Annotated in this window: 16 protein-coding genes and 1 pseudogene; 8 read left to right on the plus strand and 9 right to left on the minus strand. The window is 67.5% G+C overall.

The window, feature by feature from the left end; genetic code table 11:
- Positions 1-148 precede the first annotated feature (148 nt).
- The 3 genes and pseudogenes from IAI58_RS05400 to IAI58_RS05410 form a co-directional block, all read right to left on the minus strand.
- Positions 149-875 (minus strand): IS5 family transposase gene (locus tag IAI58_RS05400; protein WP_408906185.1). Its coding sequence is split into 2 segments (ribosomal slippage): positions 149-553 and positions 555-875, totalling 726 coding nucleotides; the frame shifts between segments, so codons are not numbered across the junction.
- Between the two features lie 90 nt (positions 876-965).
- Positions 966-1,253 (minus strand): annotated as a pseudogene (locus IAI58_RS23440) (IS5/IS1182 family transposase); the annotation flags it as partial.
- Between the two features lie 261 nt (positions 1,254-1,514).
- A complete protein-coding gene (locus tag IAI58_RS05410) occupies positions 1,515-2,489 on the minus strand; it encodes a GlxA family transcriptional regulator (protein WP_207445235.1) in 975 nt (324 codons plus the stop codon).
- Between the two features lie 144 nt (positions 2,490-2,633).
- Here IAI58_RS05410 and IAI58_RS05415 point away from each other — a divergent pair, with 144 nt between their 5' ends.
- Both IAI58_RS05415 and IAI58_RS05420 read left to right on the plus strand, forming a co-directional pair.
- On the plus strand, positions 2,634-3,515 hold the full coding sequence (locus IAI58_RS05415; protein ID WP_207445234.1) for an MBL fold metallo-hydrolase: 882 nt from the start codon (positions 2,634-2,636) through the stop codon (positions 3,513-3,515).
- 317 nt (positions 3,516-3,832) lie between these two features.
- Positions 3,833-5,113: a DEAD/DEAH box helicase gene (locus IAI58_RS05420; RefSeq protein ID WP_207445271.1), complete on the plus strand. Its 1,281-nt coding sequence runs from the start codon at positions 3,833-3,835 to the stop codon at positions 5,111-5,113.
- Between the two features lie 347 nt (positions 5,114-5,460).
- Here IAI58_RS05420 and map read toward each other — a convergent pair whose 3' ends face one another.
- The 3 genes from map to IAI58_RS05435 form a co-directional block, all read right to left on the minus strand.
- A complete protein-coding gene (gene map, locus IAI58_RS05425) occupies positions 5,461-6,267 on the minus strand; it encodes a type I methionyl aminopeptidase (protein ID WP_207445233.1) in 807 nt (268 codons plus the stop codon).
- A gap of 32 nt (positions 6,268-6,299) precedes the next feature.
- The gene (locus tag IAI58_RS05430) at positions 6,300-6,917 is read right to left on the minus strand and encodes a TetR/AcrR family transcriptional regulator (protein ID WP_207445232.1); all 618 of its coding nucleotides are present in this window, start codon (positions 6,915-6,917) and stop codon (positions 6,300-6,302) included.
- A 225-nt stretch (positions 6,918-7,142) separates the two neighbouring features.
- Positions 7,143-8,042, minus strand: a complete 900-nt coding sequence (locus IAI58_RS05435) for an LpxL/LpxP family acyltransferase (RefSeq protein ID WP_207445231.1) — start codon at positions 8,040-8,042, stop codon at positions 7,143-7,145.
- A gap of 198 nt (positions 8,043-8,240) precedes the next feature.
- Here IAI58_RS05435 and IAI58_RS05440 point away from each other — a divergent pair, with 198 nt between their 5' ends.
- From IAI58_RS05440 to IAI58_RS05460, 5 genes are all read left to right on the plus strand, one after another.
- Positions 8,241-9,893 (plus strand): Na/Pi cotransporter family protein, encoded by a 1,653-nt coding sequence (locus IAI58_RS05440; protein ID WP_207445230.1) that lies wholly within the window; start codon positions 8,241-8,243, stop codon positions 9,891-9,893.
- A 216-nt stretch (positions 9,894-10,109) separates the two neighbouring features.
- On the plus strand, positions 10,110-11,987 hold the full coding sequence (locus IAI58_RS05445; RefSeq protein ID WP_208776031.1) for a ribonucleoside-diphosphate reductase subunit alpha: 1,878 nt from the start codon (positions 10,110-10,112) through the stop codon (positions 11,985-11,987).
- Between the two features lie 165 nt (positions 11,988-12,152).
- Positions 12,153-13,145, plus strand: coding sequence for a ribokinase (locus IAI58_RS05450; protein WP_207445228.1), 993 nt, complete (start codon positions 12,153-12,155; stop codon positions 13,143-13,145).
- On the plus strand, positions 13,135-15,534 hold the full coding sequence (locus tag IAI58_RS05455; protein WP_207445227.1) for a glycoside hydrolase family 65 protein: 2,400 nt from the start codon (positions 13,135-13,137) through the stop codon (positions 15,532-15,534). The genes IAI58_RS05450 and IAI58_RS05455 overlap by 11 nt, the downstream gene beginning before the upstream one ends.
- A 171-nt stretch (positions 15,535-15,705) precedes the next feature.
- A complete protein-coding gene (locus IAI58_RS05460) occupies positions 15,706-16,737 on the plus strand; it encodes a ribonucleotide-diphosphate reductase subunit beta (RefSeq protein WP_207445226.1) in 1,032 nt (343 codons plus the stop codon).
- 39 nt (positions 16,738-16,776) lie between these two features.
- Here IAI58_RS05460 and IAI58_RS05465 read toward each other — a convergent pair whose 3' ends face one another.
- Complete coding sequence (locus IAI58_RS05465; protein WP_207445225.1) at positions 16,777-17,193, minus strand: DUF2934 domain-containing protein; 417 nt, start codon at positions 17,191-17,193, stop codon at positions 16,777-16,779.
- Positions 17,194-17,335: 142 nt separating this feature from the next.
- A complete protein-coding gene (locus IAI58_RS05470; protein ID WP_207445224.1) occupies positions 17,336-17,962 on the minus strand; it encodes a flavin reductase family protein in 627 nt (208 codons plus the stop codon).
- Positions 17,963-18,143: 181 nt separating this feature from the next.
- On the opposite strand from IAI58_RS05470, the gene IAI58_RS05475 reads away from it, so the two are divergent.
- Complete coding sequence (locus IAI58_RS05475) at positions 18,144-19,784, plus strand: amidohydrolase (protein ID WP_207445223.1); 1,641 nt, start codon at positions 18,144-18,146, stop codon at positions 19,782-19,784.
- Position 19,785: 1 nt separating this feature from the next.
- Here IAI58_RS05475 and IAI58_RS05480 read toward each other — a convergent pair whose 3' ends face one another.
- A complete protein-coding gene (locus IAI58_RS05480) occupies positions 19,786-21,174 on the minus strand; it encodes an APC family permease (RefSeq protein WP_208776032.1) in 1,389 nt (462 codons plus the stop codon).
- Between the last annotated feature and the right edge of the window lie 37 nt (positions 21,175-21,211).

Below are 21,211 nucleotides of genomic sequence, written 5' to 3' on the forward strand. Positions count from 1 at the left end.
GCGGACCCGTGCAGGATAGCCCGACGGCCTGAACCGGCGGCCGGGCGCGCCCGGCCGCCAGGAGTGGAATCCACGCGGCGCATGATAGTTGCGGTGTCGTTCTCAAGTCAGGGCCGCGAAAGGTGCCGCCAGGGGCCGGGGCCTAGGCTCAGGGCTCATTGATCCAGAAGAGGACGGTGGCGGCGAGGCAGATGGCGGACATGAAGGCGTGGGCGCAGCGGTCATAGCGCATGGCGATGCGGCGCCAGTCCTTGAGCCTGCCGGACATGTTCTCGATACGGTGCCGCTGGCGATACAGCATCCTGTCATGCGGAATGCGCTGCTTGCGTCCGCGGCGTGACGGAATGCAGGGTTCGATACCGCGAGCGGCCAGGGCCTGACGGAAGCGGTCGCTGTCATAGCCTTTGTCGCCGATCAGGATGCGGGCGGGCGGCAGGGCGCCGAGCATCAGCGCTGCGCCTTTGTGGTCGCTCATCTGACCTTCGGAGAGCAGCATGATGAGCGGGCGGCCTTGGCCATCAGTGATGGCGTGCAGCTTGGAGTTCAGGTCGCCTCAGGTAGCGCCCGATACGGCGGGAAACAGCCCTTTTGAGCCGGCTGGCTGCTGTGCGGTGAGCCTTGAGGTGCATAGCATCGATCATCAGCCGGTCAGGCTGACCCTTGCGCCCTGCCAGCCCCACGAAGATGCGGTTGTACAGGGCCTTGTGTGGGCCGTACTCGGCAGGCGCGTCGCGCCAGCGCAAGCCATTGCGGATGACGTGGATGATGTCGCTGACGACCCGCTGGTCGTCGGCCCGCGGCACACCATGCGAAAGCGGAAAGTAGCGCGAGATCCGCTCGATCTGTGCCTTCGTCAGCCAGAACAGGTCAGCCATGGCAGCACCTCTGGCTACCATGGAATCACAGCAGGATCAAAGCGCAAGAGGCTCGTTAATAGGTCCTGACCCTAAACTGCCCAAGTAGTGTTAGAGCCTATCCGGTAGGGCGTGACGCCATGTGATGATGCCGCAGGCAAGATGGAGCCGGGCGAGGTAGTTGTCAGGCTTCTTGATCCATCGGATCAGGCTGGAGCGGAAGCGGTTCAGCCAGGAGGAGTGCATGCGTTCAACGACGCAGCGCCTTGCCTTGGCTCCGGCGCGCCGTTTGGCCCTGCCGTCCTCGCCACGTGTGCGCAGGTGCAGGGTGAACCCGAACTCGGCTGCCAGTGCACGCGGCTCGTCATAGTCGAAGCCGTTATCGAGGCAGAGGTGCTGGGGGCGATGGGGGCGTCGGCTTGGGCCTTTGATTGAGATCGCCTCAAGCGCCGGGTGCATCAGATTGTGGTCGTTGCGATTGGCCCCTTCGATCACCCACCCAAGGGGACGCTTTTCGCGTTTGGACGTCTCACGCTGGTCCCACGTTTGTTCGTGCATCTGTTGCGGCGGGCATTGGCCGGAGACGGAATGACTGCTTCTTGGCGGATGGCACAAGAAAGCAGACCTTCGACAAGCCTGGTTGCTTTCGGTCCGTCCACCTTATGCCCGGAAGCGCTTGCGGTACTCGGCGGGCGTCAGGCCCACGATCCGCGTGAACACCTTCCGGAAAGCGCCTGGGTCGGAGTAGCCGACCTCCCATGCCACCTGGTCCGCTGTAAGCGGGCTGGATTGAAGCAGCTCGCGAGCTTTTCCAACGCGGAGCCGCTGATAGTACTCCGTCGTTGTCAGGCCTGTTGCCTTCTGGAAGCGTCGCAGGAAGGTCCGCTCTTCCAAGCCTGCCTGGGCGGCCAGAGTGGCCAAGTCGGCATCTTTCGCCTCTGTTGCCTGAAGCCAGTGCTGGACCTTGAGGATGGCGCCGTCACCGTGGCTCAGCCTCGGTGTGAAGGCGCTGTAGTAGCTCTGCTCCCGCCCGGGGGGATCAACCAGGAGCCGCCGCGCCGTCTCCATCATAACCACCGGTCCGAGATGACGGTCGATCAGCTTCAGGACGAGGTCGGTCCAGGCCATCGCCCCGCCCGCAGTGATGATATCGCCGTCGTCGATGAGCAGGCGGGCGGCATCCGTCCTGGCCTCGGGAAAGCGGGCCTGGAACGCCTCCTCGAAGATCCAATGGGTGGTGACGCACCGGCCGGACAGGAGGCCTGTCTCGCCCAGCAGGAACGCGCCCGTGCAAATCGAGCCGAGCGAGGTGCCGGTGCCATGTCGCTCGCGGAGCCAGTTCACAAAGGGAGCCGCCTCGTCGGCTTCGATAAGCGCGCCCAGCCGGGGCGGCATGATGAGGACGTTCGGCGCCCCCTCAATTCCGGGAGCGGTATCGAACACGCGCGCCGGCATGTCCTCACCATTCTGCAACTGCCAATGACTGACACGAAGGGAAGGTGTCTGGGGACCATCAGCCTTTTCGCCCGCGATCCGGTCCGCGAGCGCTAGGAAGTCCGTCATCCCAAGAACGGCCGCCATCTGGGCGCCAGGGTAGATCACCAGGCCAATCTCGATTGGCTTCTGCACCACCATGTCGTTTCCGGCCCTCATTATGTCGATGCCGCCACTCTTATCCTTGCGCCTAGTCCGTTATCCAGAAGTTATCGCGGCCTTTACGGCATGCGGGGGATACTGGTGCCCTTTGCAGCCCAGTTGCTGATAAGGAGGATTGGAACCATGAACGACAGGAGCAGGAAAGGCTTCCTGATCACGCGCCGGATGAAGATCATGGCATTGTCCGTGGGGATCATCGGAATGACGACACAGGCTTCACAAGCGGCTGGCCAGCGGGCGAGGGTGACGCAGATCCGCAACGCAACGCTGCGCATCGATTATGGCGGTGTGCGGTTCCTAGTAGACCCGATGCTGGACGACCAGGGCACGTCCCCCGGCTTCCCTGGCTCGGCCAACAGCGAGCGCCGCAACCCCCTGGTTCCACTTCCGATGCCCATCGCTGACATCACCGATGTGGACGCGGTGATCGTGACCCATCTGCACACTGACCATTGGGATAATGCCGCCAAGGCGAAGCTCGACAAGTCGCTGCCCTTGTTCGCGCAGAATGACGAGGATGCCGAAGCGATCCGGGGAGCAGGGTTCATGGACGTGCGCGTCCTGACTGAGGCATCGGAGTTCAAGGGCGTCAAGCTCGCCAAGACAGGTGGGCAGCACGGCACCGATGCCGCGCTCAAGGCGATCCCGGCCCTGGGCAAGGTCTGCGGCGTCGTCTTCAGCCACCCGTCGGAGAAGACGCTCTACGTGGCGGGCGACACCATCTGGAACCAGCATGTCGAGCAAGCCATCGCAAGGCACCGACCGGACGTGATCGTTCTGAATGCGGGCAAGGCAACCTTCAACGGCCTGGAGCCCATTATCATGGGCGAAGCGGATGTCCTGGCAGTCCATCGTGCTGCGCCGCGAGCTACGCTGATCGCCAGCCACATGGAGGCGGTCAACCATTGCGTCCTGAGCCGCGCCGAACTGCGGGCCTTTGCCGAGAAGGAGGGCTTCACGTCGAGCCTGCTTGTCCCGGCCGACGGAGAGGCCGTTGTCACCTAGGCTGCCGCCTCAATCAGGTGATCCAGAAACAAGCGGTTGCCACGAGCGCGATGGCGGAGAGGAAGTTCCGGGCGAGGCGGTCGTAGCCTGCCGTAATCCCGGCCACTCCTTCATGAGGCCGAACAGTCTGCCCCGACGATAAGCGCGGTGGTTCAGCGGGTAGGGTTTGTGGCGGCAGCGGGTGAGGAGAGGAACCACCTCGCTGCCCCTCTTCTCCGCGTTGACGCAGTGCAGCATCACTCGTAAAAGCCCGTCCTCCAAACCAGCGAAGCCCGATTAGGCGCAGCCTTATCCAGCGCCGGAGGCGCCGCTTGACCATGCCCATGACCTTCGCCGACCTCTCCCTGGCGCCGCCCCTGCTGCGCGCCCTGGCCGAGGAAGGGTATGCCAGTCCCACCCCTATCCAGGCCCAATCAATCCCGATGCTGCTGGAGGGCCGCGACCTGCTGGGCATGGCCCAGACCGGCACAGGTAAGACCGCCGCCTTCGCGTTGCCGCTGCTGCATCGCCTTGCCATGGCTCCCCGACCGGCACCCAGAGGCGGTGCCCGCGTCCTGGTCCTGGCGCCCACGCGCGAACTGGTCTCTCAGATCGCCGACGGCTTCGAGGGCTTCGGCCGCCATCTGCGGCCCAGCGTGACGACGATCTTCGGCGGCGTCAGTCAGTTCCACCAGGTCAATGCGCTCAGGACCGGTGCCGACATCATCGTGGCCACGCCAGGGCGGTTGCTGGACCTGATCAACCAGGGCCTCTGCGACCTGTCGCAGCTTGAGGCGCTGGTGCTGGATGAGGCTGACCAGATGCTCGACATGGGCTTCGCCAAGCCGATCGAGCGCATCGTGGCGACCCTGCCGAAGGACCGGCAGACGCTGCTGTTCTCGGCAACGATGCCGAAATCCATCGCCGCTCTGGCCGAAAGCCTGCTGCGCGATCCGGTGAGGGTCGAGATCGCCCCGCCCTCGACCACCGTCGACCGGATCGAGCAGTCGGTCATGTTCGTCGATGCGGCCAACAAGAAGGCGGCGCTGCTGGCGCAGTTGCGGAGGCCGGAAATCGGCCAGGCTGTGGTTTTCACGCTGCAGAAGAACATCGCCAACGAAGTCTGCGCCTTCATCACCGAGGCGGGCATCACGGCCGAGGCCCTGCACGGCAACAAGTCGCAGGGCCAGCGGGAACGCGCGCTGGACGCCTTCCGCACCGGGGCCGTGCAGGTCCTGGTGGCGACGGATATCGCAGCACGCGGCATCGACGTCGATACCGTGACCCATGTCTTTAACCATGACCTGCCAAGCCTGCCGGAAAGCTATGTCCACCGCATCGGCCGCACCGGTCGGGCGGGGCGCAGCGGCTTCGCCATCACGCTCTGCGATGCCGAGCAGCGTGCCTGGCTGCGGGATGTGGAGCGGGAAATCGGTCGCGCCCTGACCGTGCAGGCCGATCACCCATGGCATTCGGAAGCGGCGCGGAACTCGACCATGCGCCCACCCGTGCTGGGCGGTGGGCCGGTCAAGGCGATCAAGCCGCAGGAAAAGCGCGAGCGCAAAATCTGGACCGAGGAAGAGAAGCTCGCCGCGCGGGCAGCGGCCAAGGCCGCCTGAGAGGACGCCTGATAAGGCTGGCGGGTCGGCCCCGAGGCAATTTCCAGAGCGGGGTTCCGGCGGAAGTCGTTGATGTTCCTCGATTGCTCTTCGTGAGGGCCACAGAGGCACTCCGGCCGTCAACCCACGAATCTGGGGGCGGGAGTTTGAATTTCTGCGGAGGCGCCAGTCTTTCCTAGGTAAAATCAGGATCTTATCGAAAAGCCTGGCGGAGATGTCGGGCTTTTCCCATTCCGACGTCCCATCTTTGTCCGTGCATCTGTTGCGGTGGACGCCGGCGGGAAGCGGAACGGCAGCTTCCAGGCCAGCGTAGAGCTTGGTGCGAGGCGGCCCGGGCCTGTCGCTTGCTACCCCCTTGTGTATGGGGGCTTGGTGAAGCCAGCAGGGGACAGGGTGAAGATCTCGCAACCGCTCCCGGTCACGCCAATGCTGTGCTCGAATTGCGCGGAAAGGCTACGGTCGCGGGTCACGGCCGTCCAGCCGTCGCTCAGCACCTTCACGTCGGACCGGCCGGCATTGATCATGGGCTCCACCGTCAGGAACATGCCAGGGCGGAGCTCGAGGCCTTTGCCTTTCTGGCCATAGTTCAGGACGTCGGGCGCATCATGGTACATGCGTCCGAGACCGTGGCCGCAGAAATCCCGCACCACGCTGAAACGCGCAGCCTCCACATGGCTCTGGATTGCGAAGCCGATGTCGCCCAGGGTTGCGCCGGGCCGTATGGCTGCGATGCCGCGCATCATCGCCTCATACGTGACCTCGATCAGCCGGCCCGCACGGGTAGGGATCCTGCCGACCGTGAACATGCGGCTGCTGTCCCCGTGCCATCCATCGACGATAACGGCGAGGTCGATGTTGAGGATATCCCCTTCCATCAGCACCCGATTCCCCGGAAAGCCATGGCAGACGACATGGTTCAGCGAGATGCAGGTCGCGTGGGTGTAGCCCTGGTATCCCAGAGAAGCCGGGACGGCGCCATGGCCCATGATGAACTCGTGGCACAGCCGGTCGAGTTCCGCGGTGGTGACGCCCTCACGCACATGCGCGGTGATCATGTCCAAGGTTTCTGCCGCGAGCCTTCCTGCCGCGCGCATGCCAGCGAAGTCCTCAGGCGAATGCAGCTTGATCCGCCGGTCGTCGACGATGTCGTTCATGTTCGTTCTGAAACGCTCTGTGGGATAGGTGCTCAGGCCGCTTGCGTGCCATCGGCGCGGATGCCCGCACCGACAAACGGCACTCCCGCGTGCAGTTCGGCAATCATCTGTCCGGCAAAGGGTGGGATGACGCTGTCTGTTGTAAGATGGGGGCGGAGGATCGCGATGGGCGCGTCAAAGATCAGGAACTTGGCGCGCGCCAGGTCTTCCTCCCGGATCAATCCATCGCCAGTCCGGGCGATGCAGGCGCGGAACGCCTGGTCCATCCCGCCTTCCAGCCGCTCCATTTCCAGCCGGAGCGGCTCGGGGGGAGGCGTGTCCTCGAACAGAGAGACGGGCTCGTGCAGCAGAAGGAAACGGGCGCGGTGCCTGTCCTCACCTGCCCAGGGTAGGAGTGCCAGCGCGGCTTCGCGCGGCCGCCCGGCGTGCAGGAGCGGCGTCAGCACCTGGGCAAGGGAGCCGTAGCTGAGGTTCCAGGCAGCGGCGAGAATGGCCGACCGGGACTCGAAGCGGTGGTAGATTGAGCCGGTCGGTGCACCGACCCGCCGTGCAACGGCTTGCATGGTGGCGGCGCTTGGCCCGCCTTCTGCGACGAGGGCTATGGCTGCGTCGATGAAGTGCCCTGCCGAGAAGCGTGCTGTCCGGACCATTTTTCTAGAATACGCATTCTAGAATGGACGTCCACATTAATTGGCATCTGGCACCCTATATGCAGCCGAATGGCAGTGGCACCGGACACCTGGGCTGTCGGGCCGCCATAGCTGCATCCGGGATTCTAGCGATTGTCTGCCATCCGCCGGGCCGATGAGGCCCAGCGCCTTGGCGCATCTGAGGCGCGCTCAGCACCCATCGGGCCGGCTCTCGTCGGCCGCCGTCTAGCTCCTGCCGGTGGTGCTGCCCCGATAGGCGGATTTGGGTAAGCGGCGGTGCAGCCAGAGCCATTCCCCCGGCCTCTCCCGCAGCCAGGCTTCGATCCGCTGATTCACCGCCAGGGTCAGGGCACGGATATCGGCGTGGCGGTCGCCGCTCCCGGGCGGCACCAGCGGCGGTTCCACCAGGATGCGGAAGCGGCAGGGCCCGAGGCGCGTGACCTGTACCGGGATCAGCGGGCACTGGAAGCGCAGGGCCAACTCGGCCGGGGCCGAGGTGGTCATGGCCGGTTGCCCGAAGAAGGGCAGCTCCAGCCCCTCGTTCAGCTTCTGGTCTGCCAGCAGCCCCAGTGCTCCGCCGCCGGAAAGATGCTTCAGCGCCTGCCGCGCCCCCGCCGAGCCCTTGGGGAAGAGGGCCAGTTCCTGCTCCGTGCCCCGGAGGCCGCGCAGCAACTCGGCGACATAAGGATTGTCCGGCGCCCGGTAGAAGCCACCCATCCGCAGCCCCGCCAGGGCCCCGGCGCGGGGCAGCACTTCCCAGTTCGCCAGATGCGCCGAGACCAGGATCGCGCGGCCGCCCCTGGGCAGATTCCCGGCGCCCACGACCTCCCAGCCCGGGCCTTCCCCGCTGTTCTGCGGCAGCTGGCCCACATGCGGCAGTTCCATGACCGTGCGCCCCAGGTTCTCCCAGGAATCGCGGAGCGTGGCCGCCCGCCAGGCGGCATCGCGCCCGGGGAAGGCCAGTTCCAGATTCCGGAGGCCGATGCGGGAGACGGGGAGCCAGGGCCCGATGGTCCGGGCGACGGCGCCGCCCAGGTTGGAAGCACGGATGGGGCCGAGGGCATGGGAAAAGCCGAGCAGCAGGCGAACCAGGCCTGCCTCGAGCCGCCACCGGAACTGTCGCATATGGTTGTCTTACGCCAAGTCAGGGGCGGGTTCTGCCTGCTTTCGGCGTGGCGGGCCATAGATTTGTGCCGGAGGGCGGCCCGCCATGGCCGGCCCCGCCCTCGCGGATGCGGCACCTGGCTGTCGTAAACCGGCCGGGGAAAGTCCATGCTTTCCGGCAAGTTCCGCCGTGCCTGACCAGAGAGGAGATCCCGCGGCATGTCCTTCACCACCGTCGTCATCAGCCTGGCCGGGGCCATTGCCCTGCTGCTCTGGGGCATGCGGATGGTGCAGACAGGGGTGCAGCGGGCCTTCGGGCCGCGCCTGCGCATCCTCCTGGGCCGGGCCCTGAACAATCGGGTCAAGGCGCTGCTGGCCGGCCTCGGTGTCACCGCCGCGCTGCAGAGCAGCACGGCCACCGGGCTGATGGTGGCAGGCTTCGCCGCTGGCGGGGTGGTGGAGCTGGTGCCGGCGCTGGCCGTCATGCTGGGCGCCAATCTCGGCACCACGCTGGTGGTGCAGGTGCTGTCCTTCGATATCGCGCTGCTCTCGCCCCTGCTGATCCTCTTGGGCTTCCTGATGTTCCGGCGCGACCCGGCTTCCGTGGTGCATGACCTCGGGCGGTCGGCCATCGGCCTGGGGCTGATGCTGCTGGCGCTGCACCAGCTGATGGCAGTGATGGCGCCGCTGGAGAGCGCGCCGGCCCTGCGGGAGCTGCTGCGGATCATCTCCACCGTGCCGCTGCTGGATGTGCTGCTGGCGGCGGCGCTGACCTGGGCCACCCATTCCAGCGTGGCGGTGGTGCTGCTCATCATGTCCCTGGCCCAGCACGGCATCGTGCCGCCGGAGACCGCGCTGGCACTGGTGCTGGGGGCCAATCTCGGCAGCGCCGTCAACCCGGTGGTGGAGGGCGGCGGGCGGGATGACCCGGCGGCGCGGCGGGTGCCGCTGGGCAATCTGCTGAACCGGCTCGTGGGGCTGGCGCTGGCCCTGCCACTCCTGCCCTGGATCGCCGGCTGGCTGACTGTGGGGGCAGGGGAGCCCGGCCTGGCGGTGGTCTGGTTCCATGTCGGCTTCAACCTCGTGCTGGCGCTGCTCTTCCTGCCGCTGCTCTCGCCCTATGCCCGGTTGTTGCGCCGCTGGCTGCCCGACCGCCCGGCGGCGGCCGATCCCGGGCGGCCGCTGTATCTGGATGAGGCCACGCGGCGCGTCCCCGGCCTCGCGCTCGGCGCCGCGGCGCGGGAGGCGCTGCGGCTGGCGGATCTGCTGGAGGAGCTGCTGGCCGCGGCGCAGCAGACCCTGGGCGCCCGCCGTGCGCCACCGGGCTGCAAGGCATTGGAGGAGGCGCTGGGTCGGCTAGCCGGCGCCATCCGCGCCTATCTGGCGGCGCTGGACACGGAATCCCTCGACGAGGCGGACCACCGGCGGATGCGGGAAATCATCACCTTCGTGACGCAGCTGGACCAGGCCGGGGGTGTCGCCCGCCGCATTCTGCTGCCGCATGCCGCCGCCTTGTGGAAGGAAGGGCCGTCGGCCGAATCCGGCGGCATCGGGGACCTGCGGGCGCTGCTGGTCCGGCTGCGCGCCAACCTGCGCACCGCCGCCGCCCTGTTCATGACGGAGGACCCTCGCGCCGCGCATCTGCTGGCCGAGGAGAAGACGGTCTTCCGGCAGATGGAGAGCGCGGCGACTCGCGTCTATCTCGACCGGCTGCGGCACGGCGCGGAAGCGGCGGATGCCGGCGCCCTGCGGCTCGACCTGCTGCGCGATATCAAGCGCATCAACAGCCATCTGGTGGCGGCCGCCGCCTATCCGGTGCTGGAGCGGGCGGGGGCCCTGCTGCCGAGCCGCGTGGCCGGAAAGGGGGCCTAGAAAAATTTTCGGGGCTGTGGCAGCCCTGTCCCGAGGGCTGTGGAGAACCTGTGAAATTCGGCCTTTAGCCGCGGCTTTTGAGCTGTGGAGGAAACTTGTCCACCCCCTATCTGTGGGGGGCGACATGCATCCCATGACTAAATCTGGTGTTGATGGCCGAGAGATGAGGGTGCAAATCTGCGCCCGCAATTCGCTAAGCCATAGGGGTTCACCGCCGTGTTCGATGCCATTCAGCTCGAAGGCCATAGCCAGGTACGCCTGGACCGTACACGTGATTCACTGCTGACCGATTTCGGCAAGGCGACGCTGGACGACCGCTACCTGCTGCCCGGCGAATCCTACCAGGATCTCTTCGCGCGCGTCGCCAGCGCCTATGGCGACGACACCGCGCATGCGCAGCGTATCTACGACTATATCAGCAAGCTCTGGTTCATGCCGGCCACCCCGGTGCTGTCCAATGGCGGCACCACGCGCGGCCTGCCGATCTCCTGCTTCCTGAACGAGGCCAATGACAGCCTGGACGGCATCGTCGGCCTCTGGAACGAGAATGTCTGGCTGGCCTCCAAGGGCGGTGGCATCGGCTCCTACTGGGGCAACCTGCGCTCGATCGGCGAGAAGGTCGGCCAGAACGGCAAGACCTCCGGCATCATCCCCTTCATCCGCGTGATGGACAGCCTGACTCTGGCGATCAGCCAGGGTTCGCTGCGCCGCGGCTCGGCCGCCGTCTATCTGCCGGTCACACATCCGGAGATCGAGGAATTCGTCGACCTGCGGCGCCCCACCGGCGGCGACCCCAACCGCAAGGCGCTGAACCTGCACCACGGCGTGCTGATCCCCGATGCCTTCATGCGCGCCGTCGAGGCCGATGAGGAATGGGCACTGACCTCGCCGAAGGACGGCGCGATCGTGCGCAAGGTCTCGGCGCGCGCGCTGTGGATCCGTATCCTGATGGCGCGGATCGAGCAGGGCGAGCCGTACATCATCTATTCCGACCACGCCAACAACGCGCGGCCGGAACACCAGAAGCTGGCCGGGCTGGAGATCAAGACCTCCAACCTCTGCGCCGAGATCATGCTCCCCACCGGCCGCGACCAGCATGACCAGGAGCGGACGGCGGTGTGCTGCCTGTCCTCCCTCAACCTTGAGACCTGGTTCGAGTGGAAGGACGACCCTTACTTCATCCCGGATGTCATGCGCTTCCTGGACAACGTGCTCCAGAACTTCATCGACACCGCGCCGGACAGCATGGCGCGCGCCAAATACAGCGCGATGCGGGAGCGTTCCGTCGGCCTCGGCGTGATGGGCTTCCACTCCTTCCTGCAGTCGCAGAACGTGCCCTTCGAGAGCGTGATCGCGAAGGTCTGGAACACCCGGATGTTCAAGCACATCCGCGCCCAGGCCGATATCGCGAGCCGCGTGCTGGCGGAGGAGCGCGGGCCCTGCCCGGATGCCGCCGAATACGGATTCAACGAGCGTTTCTCGAACAAGATGGCGATCGCGCCCACCGCGTCGATCTCCATCATCTGCGGCGGCGCCTCGCCGGGCATCGAGCCGATCGCCGCCAATGTCTATAACCACAAGACGCTGTCCGGCAGCTTCATCGTCCGCAATCCGTCGCTGAAGAAGGTGCTGGCACAGCACGGACGGGATGACGAGGACACCTGGACCTCGATTACCGTCAACAAGGGCAGCGTGCAGCACCTGGACTTCCTGACGGAGCAGGAGAGGGCCGTCTTCAAGACCGCCTTCGAGCTGGATCAGCGCTGGGTGGTGGAGCATGCGGCGGACCGCACGCCCTTCATCTGCCAGAGCCAGTCGGTGAACATCTTCCTGCCGGCCGATGTGCATAAGCGCGACCTGCACCAGATCCACTACCAGGCCTGGAAGAAGGGCGTGAAGTCGCTCTATTACTGCCGCAGCCTCTCCATCCAGCGCGCCGATACCATCAGCGAGAAGGTGGCCACCCAGCCGAAGCTGGGCATGGCGGAGGCCACCAGCCTGGAAGCCGTGCTGCCGCTGACCGTGCCCGCCCGCGCGCAGAGGGTGACCAGCGAGAACAGCACCGATTACGAGGAATGCCTGGCCTGCCAGTAAGGCCGGCACGCTTCAGCCCTGACAGGGCCGGGACGGGGATGCACCCCTGTCCCGGCCCTTCGCATTTTTACCCCGGCAGAAACCGCTGCCCGGGCTCGGGCATTTCTCCAGCGCAGCCAGAATGTGGCGCGACGGCCGCTTGGCCATCCAGGAGATTTCCCCTTCATGGCCCAGGACCGCCCTGCATCGCCCCCGCGGCAGAGCATGACGGAGCCCGTTCTTCTCGCACTGGGCAGCATCAATGCCGATTTCCAGGTGCGGGTGCCCGGCGCGCCCGCGGTCGGCATCACCCAGCCTGCCAGCGATTTCCTGCGCGTGGGCGGCGGCAAGGCGGCCAACCGCGCCTTCCTGGCCCGCCGCCTCGGCCATCCCGCCTGGCTGCTGGGCAGGGTGGGGGATGACGACCTGCGCCAGCAGGCCCTGGCGCCGCTGCGGGAGGCGGGGGTGGACCTCGATGGCGTCTCGGTGGCGGAAGGGGTGGCCACGGCCGTCTCGATGATCGCCGTGCTGCCGGACGGCAAGAAGAGCATCCTGCTGGCTGGCAATGCGAATGATGCCTGGGGCGAGCCGGAGGCCGAGGCCGTGGCCCGGACCATCGCCCGCGCGCCCGGGGGCTCCCTGCTGAGCCTGGATCACGAGGTGCCGGGTTTTGTCGTCGCCCAGGCCGTGCGGGCCGCCAGGACGCGCGGCCTGCCCGTGCTGCTCGACCCTTCGCCCAGCGACCGGGTGGACCCGGATATCCTGGCCCATGTCACCGCCGTCAGCCCCAATCCGGATGAGGCGGAGGGCGTGACGGGCATCGCGGTGAAGGATGTCAGCACCGCCATCGCCGCCGCGCGCTGGTTCGCGGAGCGGGGCGTGGAACTGGCCTTCGTGAAGCTGGGCGACGGCGGCTGCGTGCTGCTGCGGGATGGCCGCGCCACGCATATCCCGCCCGTGCCGATGGAGGTGGTGGACAGCACCGGGGCGGGCGATGCCTTCGCCGGCGGGCTGGCCGTGGCGCTGCTGGAAGGAATGCCGCCCTTTGAGGCCGCGCTCTTCGCCACCGCCGCCTCGCACCGGGCCGTCACCGGCTATGGCTCGCAACAGGCCTATCCGGACCGTGCGGAGATCGAGGCCCTGGTGCCGGCCCTGCGGGATGCCGCGCGTGCCGCTTGAGGACTCCCGCCTGTGTCACGCTGCCGATCTCGCCTTCGACGGTCTCGACCCCCATGACGAAGGGCGGCGCGAGGCGCTGCTGTCCCTCGGCAATGGCAAGCTGACCCAGCGCGGCGCCGCCTGCTGGACCCGCACCGGCGAGGTCCACTACCCCGGAACCTATCGCGCCGCCTGCTACAACCGGCTGGGCGATGTCATCCAGGGCGAGGAGGTCTCGAACGAATCCCTCGTCAATCTCCCGGACGGGATGCTGCTGACCTTCCGCGTGGAAGGCGATGCCGACTGGTTCTCGCTGGCGGATGCCGAGGTCCTGGACTACCGCCACGCGCTGGATCTGGACCGCGGCATCGCCTGCCGCAGCCTGCGGCTGCGGGACCGGCTGGGGCGACGGATCCGCCTGCGGGAACGTCGTCTCGTCAGCATGGCGCAGCCGGACCTGGCGGCGGTGCGGCTGGAGGTCGAGCCGGAAGGCTGGTCCGGCCGGATCGAGATCCGCTCGGCCATCGATGGCGGCATCGCCAATGACCGGGTGCCCCGCTTCGGCCGCTTCGACCGCCAGCATCTGGAGGCCATCGCCGGCGAGCTGGCGGAGCCCGGCCTGCTGCTGCGGGCACGGACGCGCTGCTCCGGCATCGCTATCGCGGTGGCCGCCCGCACCCTCCTGGTGGAGGGCCGGGTGGAGGCGCGGCAGGCGGGGCCGGAAGTCGCCGCCATCGCCGAGCAGTTCCGCTGCGCCGTGGCCCCTGGCCAGCCCGCCCGCATCGAGAAGGTGGTGGCCATCCGCACCTCCCAGGATGAGGGCGATCCGGCCGGGGAGGCGCTGGCCCTGCTGCGGCAGGCCCCCGGCTTCGCGGCGCTGGAGGAGGCGCATGCCGCCGCCTGGGCGCCGCTGATGGCGCGCCTGGGCATCACGGCCGAGCGGCCCGAGCTGGTCACGGCCATGCGCTACCGCGCCTTCCAGCTGTTGCAGACGGCTTCCCCGCATTCGGTGGGGCTGGATGCCGGTTTCCCGGCGCGCGGCTGGCAGGAGGCCTATCGCGGCCAGATCTTCTGGGACGAGACCTTCGTCCTGCCCTTCTTCAACAGCCGCTTCCCGGAGGTCGCGCGCGCCCTGCTGCTCTACCGCTGCCGGCGGCTGGAGGATGCGCGGCAGGAGGCGCGGGAGCACGGCTATCGCGGCGCCATGTTCCCCTGGCGCAGCGCCAGCAATGGACGGGAGCAGACGCCGCGCTTCCAGTACAACATGCTCTCCGGCCGTTGGATGGAGGACCATACCCGCTTGCAGCGGCATGTCGGCGCCGTCATCGCCTGCAATCTCTGGCGCCATCTGATGGTCACCGGCGACCGCGATTTCCTGGCGGCGCATGGAGCCAGGATCTTCCTGGAGATCGCCCGCTTCTGGGGCAGCATTGCGCGGCACGACCCGGTGAGCGACCGTTACGACATCCACGGCGTCTGCGGCCCCGACGAGTATCACGTCGCCTGGCCCGGCGCGGCGGAGCCCGGCATCACCAACAGCAGCTTCACCAATGTCATGGCCGCCTGGGTCCTGGCCCGCGCGCCGGAGGTGCTGGAGATGCTGCCCGGCGGGCGCCGGGAGGCCCTGCGGGAGGAGATGGGGCTGGAGGATGCGGAACTGGCGCTCTGGGACCGGATCAGCCGCCGGCTGCGGCTGGCCTTCGGCGAGGATGGCGTGCTGCTGCCCTTCGAGGGCTTCGACCGGCTGAAGCCCCTGGATATCGGGGCGCTCCGCCGGGAGCATCCTGGCGAGCGGCTGGACTGGGTGCTGGAGAGCCTGGGGGAGAGCACCAACGACTACCAGCTGCTGAAGCAGGCCGATACCATGATGCTGCCCTTCCTGCTGCCGCATGGCGAGCTGGAGGAGATCATGGACCGCCTCGGCTATCCCATGACGCCGGAGCTGCTGCGCCGCACGGCCGCGCATGACCTGGCCCGGACCTCGCATGAATCGAGCCTCTCGCATATCGCCTTCGCCGGGGCGCTGGCGCGGCTGGACCCCGAGACCTCCTGGTCGCTCTTCGAAGGCATGCTGAAGCCGGAGCACGACCCCTCCAGCGCCTCCTCCGTGGCGGAGGGTGCGCATATGGGGGCACTGGGCGGCGCCATCGATGTGCTGCAACGCCACTATCTCGGCTTCAGCCCGCGGCGGGAGGCGATCCTCCTGCATCCGGCGCCGCCGGCCGCGCTGGGGCGCGTCTTGATGGATGTCGCATGCCATTTCGGACGCTTCAGGCTGGAATGGACGGGCAGGGTGTTGATCCTCGGCGCCGATTCCGGCAATGCCGCGTCCGTCCGCGTGGAGCATGCCGCGGGCACGGAGATGCTATCTCCAGGTGGCGCATTGCGGCTGGAGCCTGGCGGGCGCTAAGCGGGGCTGCGCGACTCGAAAACGAGCGGTTGCGTCAAGCTTCCGCTAGATGTAGTGGCGCGCCCACGCACAGCTTCGCGTATCTTGTGTGGGAAGGTTAATCGCACAGGACGCCTCCGGCGCCGCTATGATCGCCTTCCTCCCCCGACGCGCCCTCACCGGAGACCCGCCATGTCCGAGAACCAGGACGCTCAGAAGTTCGACCTGCTGACATCGAACCCCGTCTACAAGCCCTTCCGCTACCCTTGGGCCTATGACGCCTGGATGACGCAGCAGCGCGTCCACTGGCTGCCGGAAGAAGTTCCGATGGCCGATGACGTGAAGGACTGGCAGCGCAATCTCACGGACGGCGAGCGCAACCTCGTCACCCAGATCTTCCGCTTCTTCACCCAGGCAGATGTCGAGGTGAACAGCGCCTATATGAAGCACTACAGCCAGGTGTTTAAGCCCACCGAAGTGCTGATGATGCTCTCGGCCTTCTCGAATATCGAGACGATCCATATCGCCGCCTATTCGCACCTGCTCGACACCATCGGCATGCCGGAGGTGGAGTACCAGGCCTTCCTGAAGTATCAGGAAATGAAGGACAAGTATGACTACATGCAGTCCTTCTCGGTGGAGAACAAGACGGAGATCGCCAAGACCCTGGCGGCTTTCGGCGCCTTCACCGAGGGCCTGCAGCTCTTCGCTTCCTTCGCGATCCTGCTAAACTTCCCGCGCTTCAACAAGATGAAGGGCATGGGGCAGATCGTGACGTGGTCGGTGCGCGACGAGACGCTGCACTGCCTCTCCGTCATCCGCCTCTTCCGCACCTTCGTGCAGGAAAACCCGGAGATCTGGACCGAGAAGCTGCGGCAGGATCTCTACGACATCTGCTCGACCATCGTGCATCACGAGGACGCCTTCATCGACCTCGCCTTCGAGATGGGCGACGTGCAGGGCCTGACGGCGGATGAGGTGAAGCGCTACATCCGCTTCATCGCCGACCGCCGGCTGCAGCAGCTCGGCCTCGACCCGCTTTACGGCACCGAGAAGAACCCGCTGCCCTGGCTGGACGAGATCCTGAACGCGGTCGAGCACATGAACTTCTTCGAAGGCCGCGCCACGGAATATTCCAAGGCCAGCACCTCCGGCACCTGGGAGGAAGCCTTCGCGGACGGCGTGTTCAACGACAAGCAGCCGGAAGGCACGCTGCTGCCCTGAAACGGCGGGCCGGGGGAGCGAAACCCCCGGCCATCCTTCTCAGCCCGCCGGCTTCCTGCGCGGCGCGCGCGGCTTGGCCGCGGGTTTCGCGGCAGGCGCCGGGGCTGCCGCGGCCCTATCTTCGGATTTCTTTCTGGCGGAAGCGCGCGGCCGGTCCACCGGCGCTTCCGGCCTTTCCTCCAGCGTCGCGGATCTGGCGGGCAGGGGCTCGTCCTCCGGTGGGGCCGGCAGGATGCGCGCACCGGTATCCGGGTCCGTCACGCTCAGCGGATCGCTGGCGGGGAAAGTATCGGCCAACTGATCTTCCAGGCTGCCCGACCGCTCCGTGGCCGCGACCTCCGCCCGGGCGCGATACCAGTATTCGTCGGACGAGCCTTCCGGCCTGCCATCCGCCTCCCACAGGGTGTAGGCGCGTTCGCGGATCCGCTGCTCCAGATCCTCCAGGTCATCACTCATTCGCTAGGTCCTCCATGGGCTGGCCTGCGGGAAACTCACGACCTGGCCTGGCGTATCACGCCACCCCGCAGGTTTTCACCCGAATCCCGCAACCATACGGACGTCACTGCCGGGCGCATCAGCACGAATGCGCGGGCGCGCCTCAGCCGGCCGGGGGCGTCACGACCGGTCGCAGCATCTCGAACATGCCGCCGAGGATGCCGTAATCGCCCCGATAGCCGCAGCGGCTGATCGGCTGGGCGGCCAGGGTGTCGAAGATGCCGTCCTTCAGATAGGCGGGGTCGATATGCACCCCGACCACCTGCCCGATGATGAGATGGCTGTTCAGCACCTTTCCGTCGACGTCGTTCAGGCGGACGATCTGCACCACCTTGCATTCCAGCGCGGCCGGCGTGGCCGCCACGCGCGGGGGGCGGACCATCCGGCTGGGTGCCGCGGCCAGTCCGGCGAAGGCCATTTCGTCCTCCCCATGCGGCAGGGCGGCGCTGGTCTGGTTCATGGCCTCGGCCAGTGGCCGGGTGGCGAGGTTGTAGACGAATTCCCGCGTTGCCTCGGCATTGCGGACGCTGTCCTTGTAGCCCTCGCTGGCGAAGCCGATCATCGGCGGATTCGAGTTCATGCCGCCGAAGAAGCTGTAGGGCGCGAGGTTGACGCGGCCCCGGTCATCGATCGTGCTGATCCAGCCGACCGGGCGCGGCGCCAGGATCGCCTTGAAAGGGTCGTGCGGCAGGCCGTGACCGGCGCGGGGCTCGTAGAAATAGCTGTTCATCGCTGTGCTGTCCGAGTTCGGTGGATGCGTGATGATGGCCCATGGCGCCGGCCGGCGCATGGATTTTGCTCGGCCCCGTCCGGCAGGTGGTTGACGGCTGCGGTCGGGGCTGATGAGCTTCACCGCAAGCATCAGGAGGCAGCGCCATGTCCATCGTCACTGCAGCGAAGCGGCTCCGCGCGTGAAGGCCGATCTGCTGATCTCCGGCGGCCCGATCTTCCTGGGCCTGGGCCATGAGCGCGCCGAGGCGCTGGCGGTGCGGGATGGCCGCGTGCTGGCGGCCGGTGGCATGGATGAGGTGGCGCATCTGGCGGGCGCGGACACGCGGCGCATCGATCTCGGCGGGCGCCTCGCGGCGCCGGCGCTGAACGAGGCGCATATGCACCTGCTCTCCGTCGGCCTCGGGCTGAGCCAGGTGAACCTGCGCGCGGAGGAAGTGCGGACGCTGGACGAGATGCTCTCGCGCATCGCCGCCGCCGCCCGCGACACCCCCAAGGGGCAATGGGTCCTGGGCCGTGGCTATGACCATGGCGAGCTGGATATCGGCCGCCATCCGCTGGCGGAGGAGCTGGACCGCGCCGCGCCGGACCATCCGGTGTTCGTCGTCCGCACCTGCGGCCATGTGGCGGTGGCGAATACGGCGGCCATGCGGCTGGCCGGCGTCAGCCACAACACGCCCGACCCGGATGGCGGCGCCATCGAGCGCAAGGGCGGCCGCCTGACCGGCCTGTTCCAGGAGCGCGCCATGCGGCTGGTGCGCGATGTCATCCCGCCGCCTTCCGAGGCGCAGATGGTCGATGCCATCGAGGCCGCCGGGCGGAACCTCGCCGCGCTGGGCTTCGCCAGCGCCAGCGACATGAATATCGGCATGACCGCAGGCATCGCGGAGATCGGCGCATATCGCCGGGCCGAGGCCGAGGGCCGCCTGCGGCAGCGCATGTGGCAGGTGCTGGCGGGCAATCCCGAAGGCATCGCCAGGCGGGCCTGGGAGGAAGGGCTGCGCCCCGGCATCGCCGCCGGCGCCACGGCGGATTCGCTGCTGGCCTGGGGCGCGGTGAAGGTCTTCGCCGATGGCTCGGCGGGCGGCCTGACCGCCGCCTTTTTCGACCCCTATCTGGAGAGCGCGGGCGGCGGCACCGGCATCTTCTGCTTCCCCGATGCGGCGATGCGGGAGATGCTGGCGCATTACCACCGCCAGGGCTGGCAGCTCGACATCCACGCCATCGGCGATGCCGCCATCGAGCAGGTGCTGGTGGCGATGGAACAGGCCGACAGCGCGGATGCGCCCATCGCGGGACGGCGGCACCGCATCGAGCATTGCGGCTTCCTCAACACGGATCAGCGCCGCCGCATGCTGCGCCATGGCATCCTGCCGGTGCCGCAGCCGCTCTTCATGTATGAGTTCGGCGACCTCTACGTGAAGAATCTGGGCCTGGAACGCGCCGAGCACGCCTATCCCATGCGGACCTGGCTGGACGAAGGGCATCATCCCTCCGCCTCCTCGGACAGTCCGGTCTGCACGGTGAACCCCTTCCCGAATCTCTACACCATGGTCACGCGGCGGACGAGCCGGGGCACCGTGCTGGGCGCCTCGGAGGCGCTGACGCCGGAGCAGGCGCTGCATTGCTACACCTGGTGCGGCGCCTATTCGCAATTCGCCGAGGGCGATCGCGGCACGCTGCTGCCGGGCATGCAGGCGGATATCACGGTCTTCTCGCGCGACCTGCTCTCCATCGCGCCGGAGGAGATCCTGGAGACCCAGGCCGACCTGACCTTCCGTGGCGGCCTGCCGATCTTCGACCGCCATGGCGAGGCCGGCTGATTCAGGAGAGCGGGTCGCCCGAGACGAAATCCTCCATCTCCTTGCCACGCGAGCGGCTGGTGACGGCATAGAGCAGCAGGATCGCCACCAGCAGCCCGCCGGAGAGCAGGGTGGCGGCCAGCCCGCCCGTGGTGACGCGCACCACGATCAGGGAGAGGCAGACCAGCGCGCCCAGCGCCGGCACCACCACCGGCACCTCGAAGCGCCCGCGCGGCTCGTCCGGGCGGCGCTTCAGGATGATCAGCGCGCCATTGACGATGGTGAAGACGAACAGGAGCAGCAGCACGGTGGAGGAGGCGAGGGCGGTGATATCACCTACCATCGCCAGCAGCAGCACGATCACGAAGAGCGCGGCGATGGCCATGTAGGGCGTGTGCCGCTTGCGGTGCACGCGGCCCAGCACCGCCGGCAGCAATCCCTGCCGCGCCATGCCATAGAGCAGGCGGGAGGCCATGACGTAATTCACCAGCGCCGTATTGGCGACGGCGAAGATGGTGATGGCGATGAAGCCGATGGGCGGGAACCACGGCGCCGCGCGCTTCATGACCTCGGCCAGCGGCGCGGCCGAATCCGCCAGTTCCCGCCAGGGCACGACGGAGACGGCGGTGATGCAGACGGCCATGTAGATGCCGGTGGCGATCAGCATGGCCCCTATCAGCGCCATCGGCATGGTGCGCTCGGGCTCGCGCACCTCCTCCGCCACGTTCAGCGTGTCCTCGAATCCGATGAAGGAGAAGAAGGTCAGCACCGCGCCCTGCAGCACCAGCAGGGTGGTGCCGGTGGTCTCCGCGCCCGGCGCGGCCTCGGGCCATTCCAGCAGGTTGGCCTGGCCCCAGTAGGGCAGGCCCACGGCGATGATCAGCAGCAGGCCGGAGGCTTCCACCACCGTGCAGGCCGCGTTGGCCCACATGGATTCGCGGATGCCGCGCAGCAGGATGCCCGTCAGCACCAGCAGGAAGCCCGTGGCCAGCAGCGCCACGGGCACGCCTTCCCAGCCGAAGCCGGCCTGCAGGTTGCGCGCCACCACATTGGCCTGGGTGGCGATGGAGGTGAGGCCGGAACAGGCCACCGCCAGCCCGACCAGATAGGCCAGCATCGGGCTGCGGTAGGCGCGCTGCGTCACATAGGCGGCGCCGCCGGCGCGCGGGTAGCGGCTGGCGACGGTGGCATAGGACATGCCGGTCAGCAGAGCCGCCACCATGCTGACCAGGAAGGCGACCCAGATGGCGCTGCCCAGTTCCTGCGCCGCCACCCCGACCAGCCCGTAGATGCCGGCGCCCAGCATGCTGCCGAGGCCGTAGAGCATCAGGAGGGGCAGGCCGACGGCGCGGCGCAGCCTGGGTTCGCCGGAATCGCCTGAGCCGTCGGGGGATGCGTTCTGCGGGGCCATCGGGCTTCCTCCGGTTCAGGGGCGCGGCACAGGACAC

Source organism: Roseomonas marmotae (assembly GCF_017654485.1).
Classification (GTDB): Bacteria; Pseudomonadota; Alphaproteobacteria; order Acetobacterales; family Acetobacteraceae; genus Pseudoroseomonas; species Pseudoroseomonas marmotae.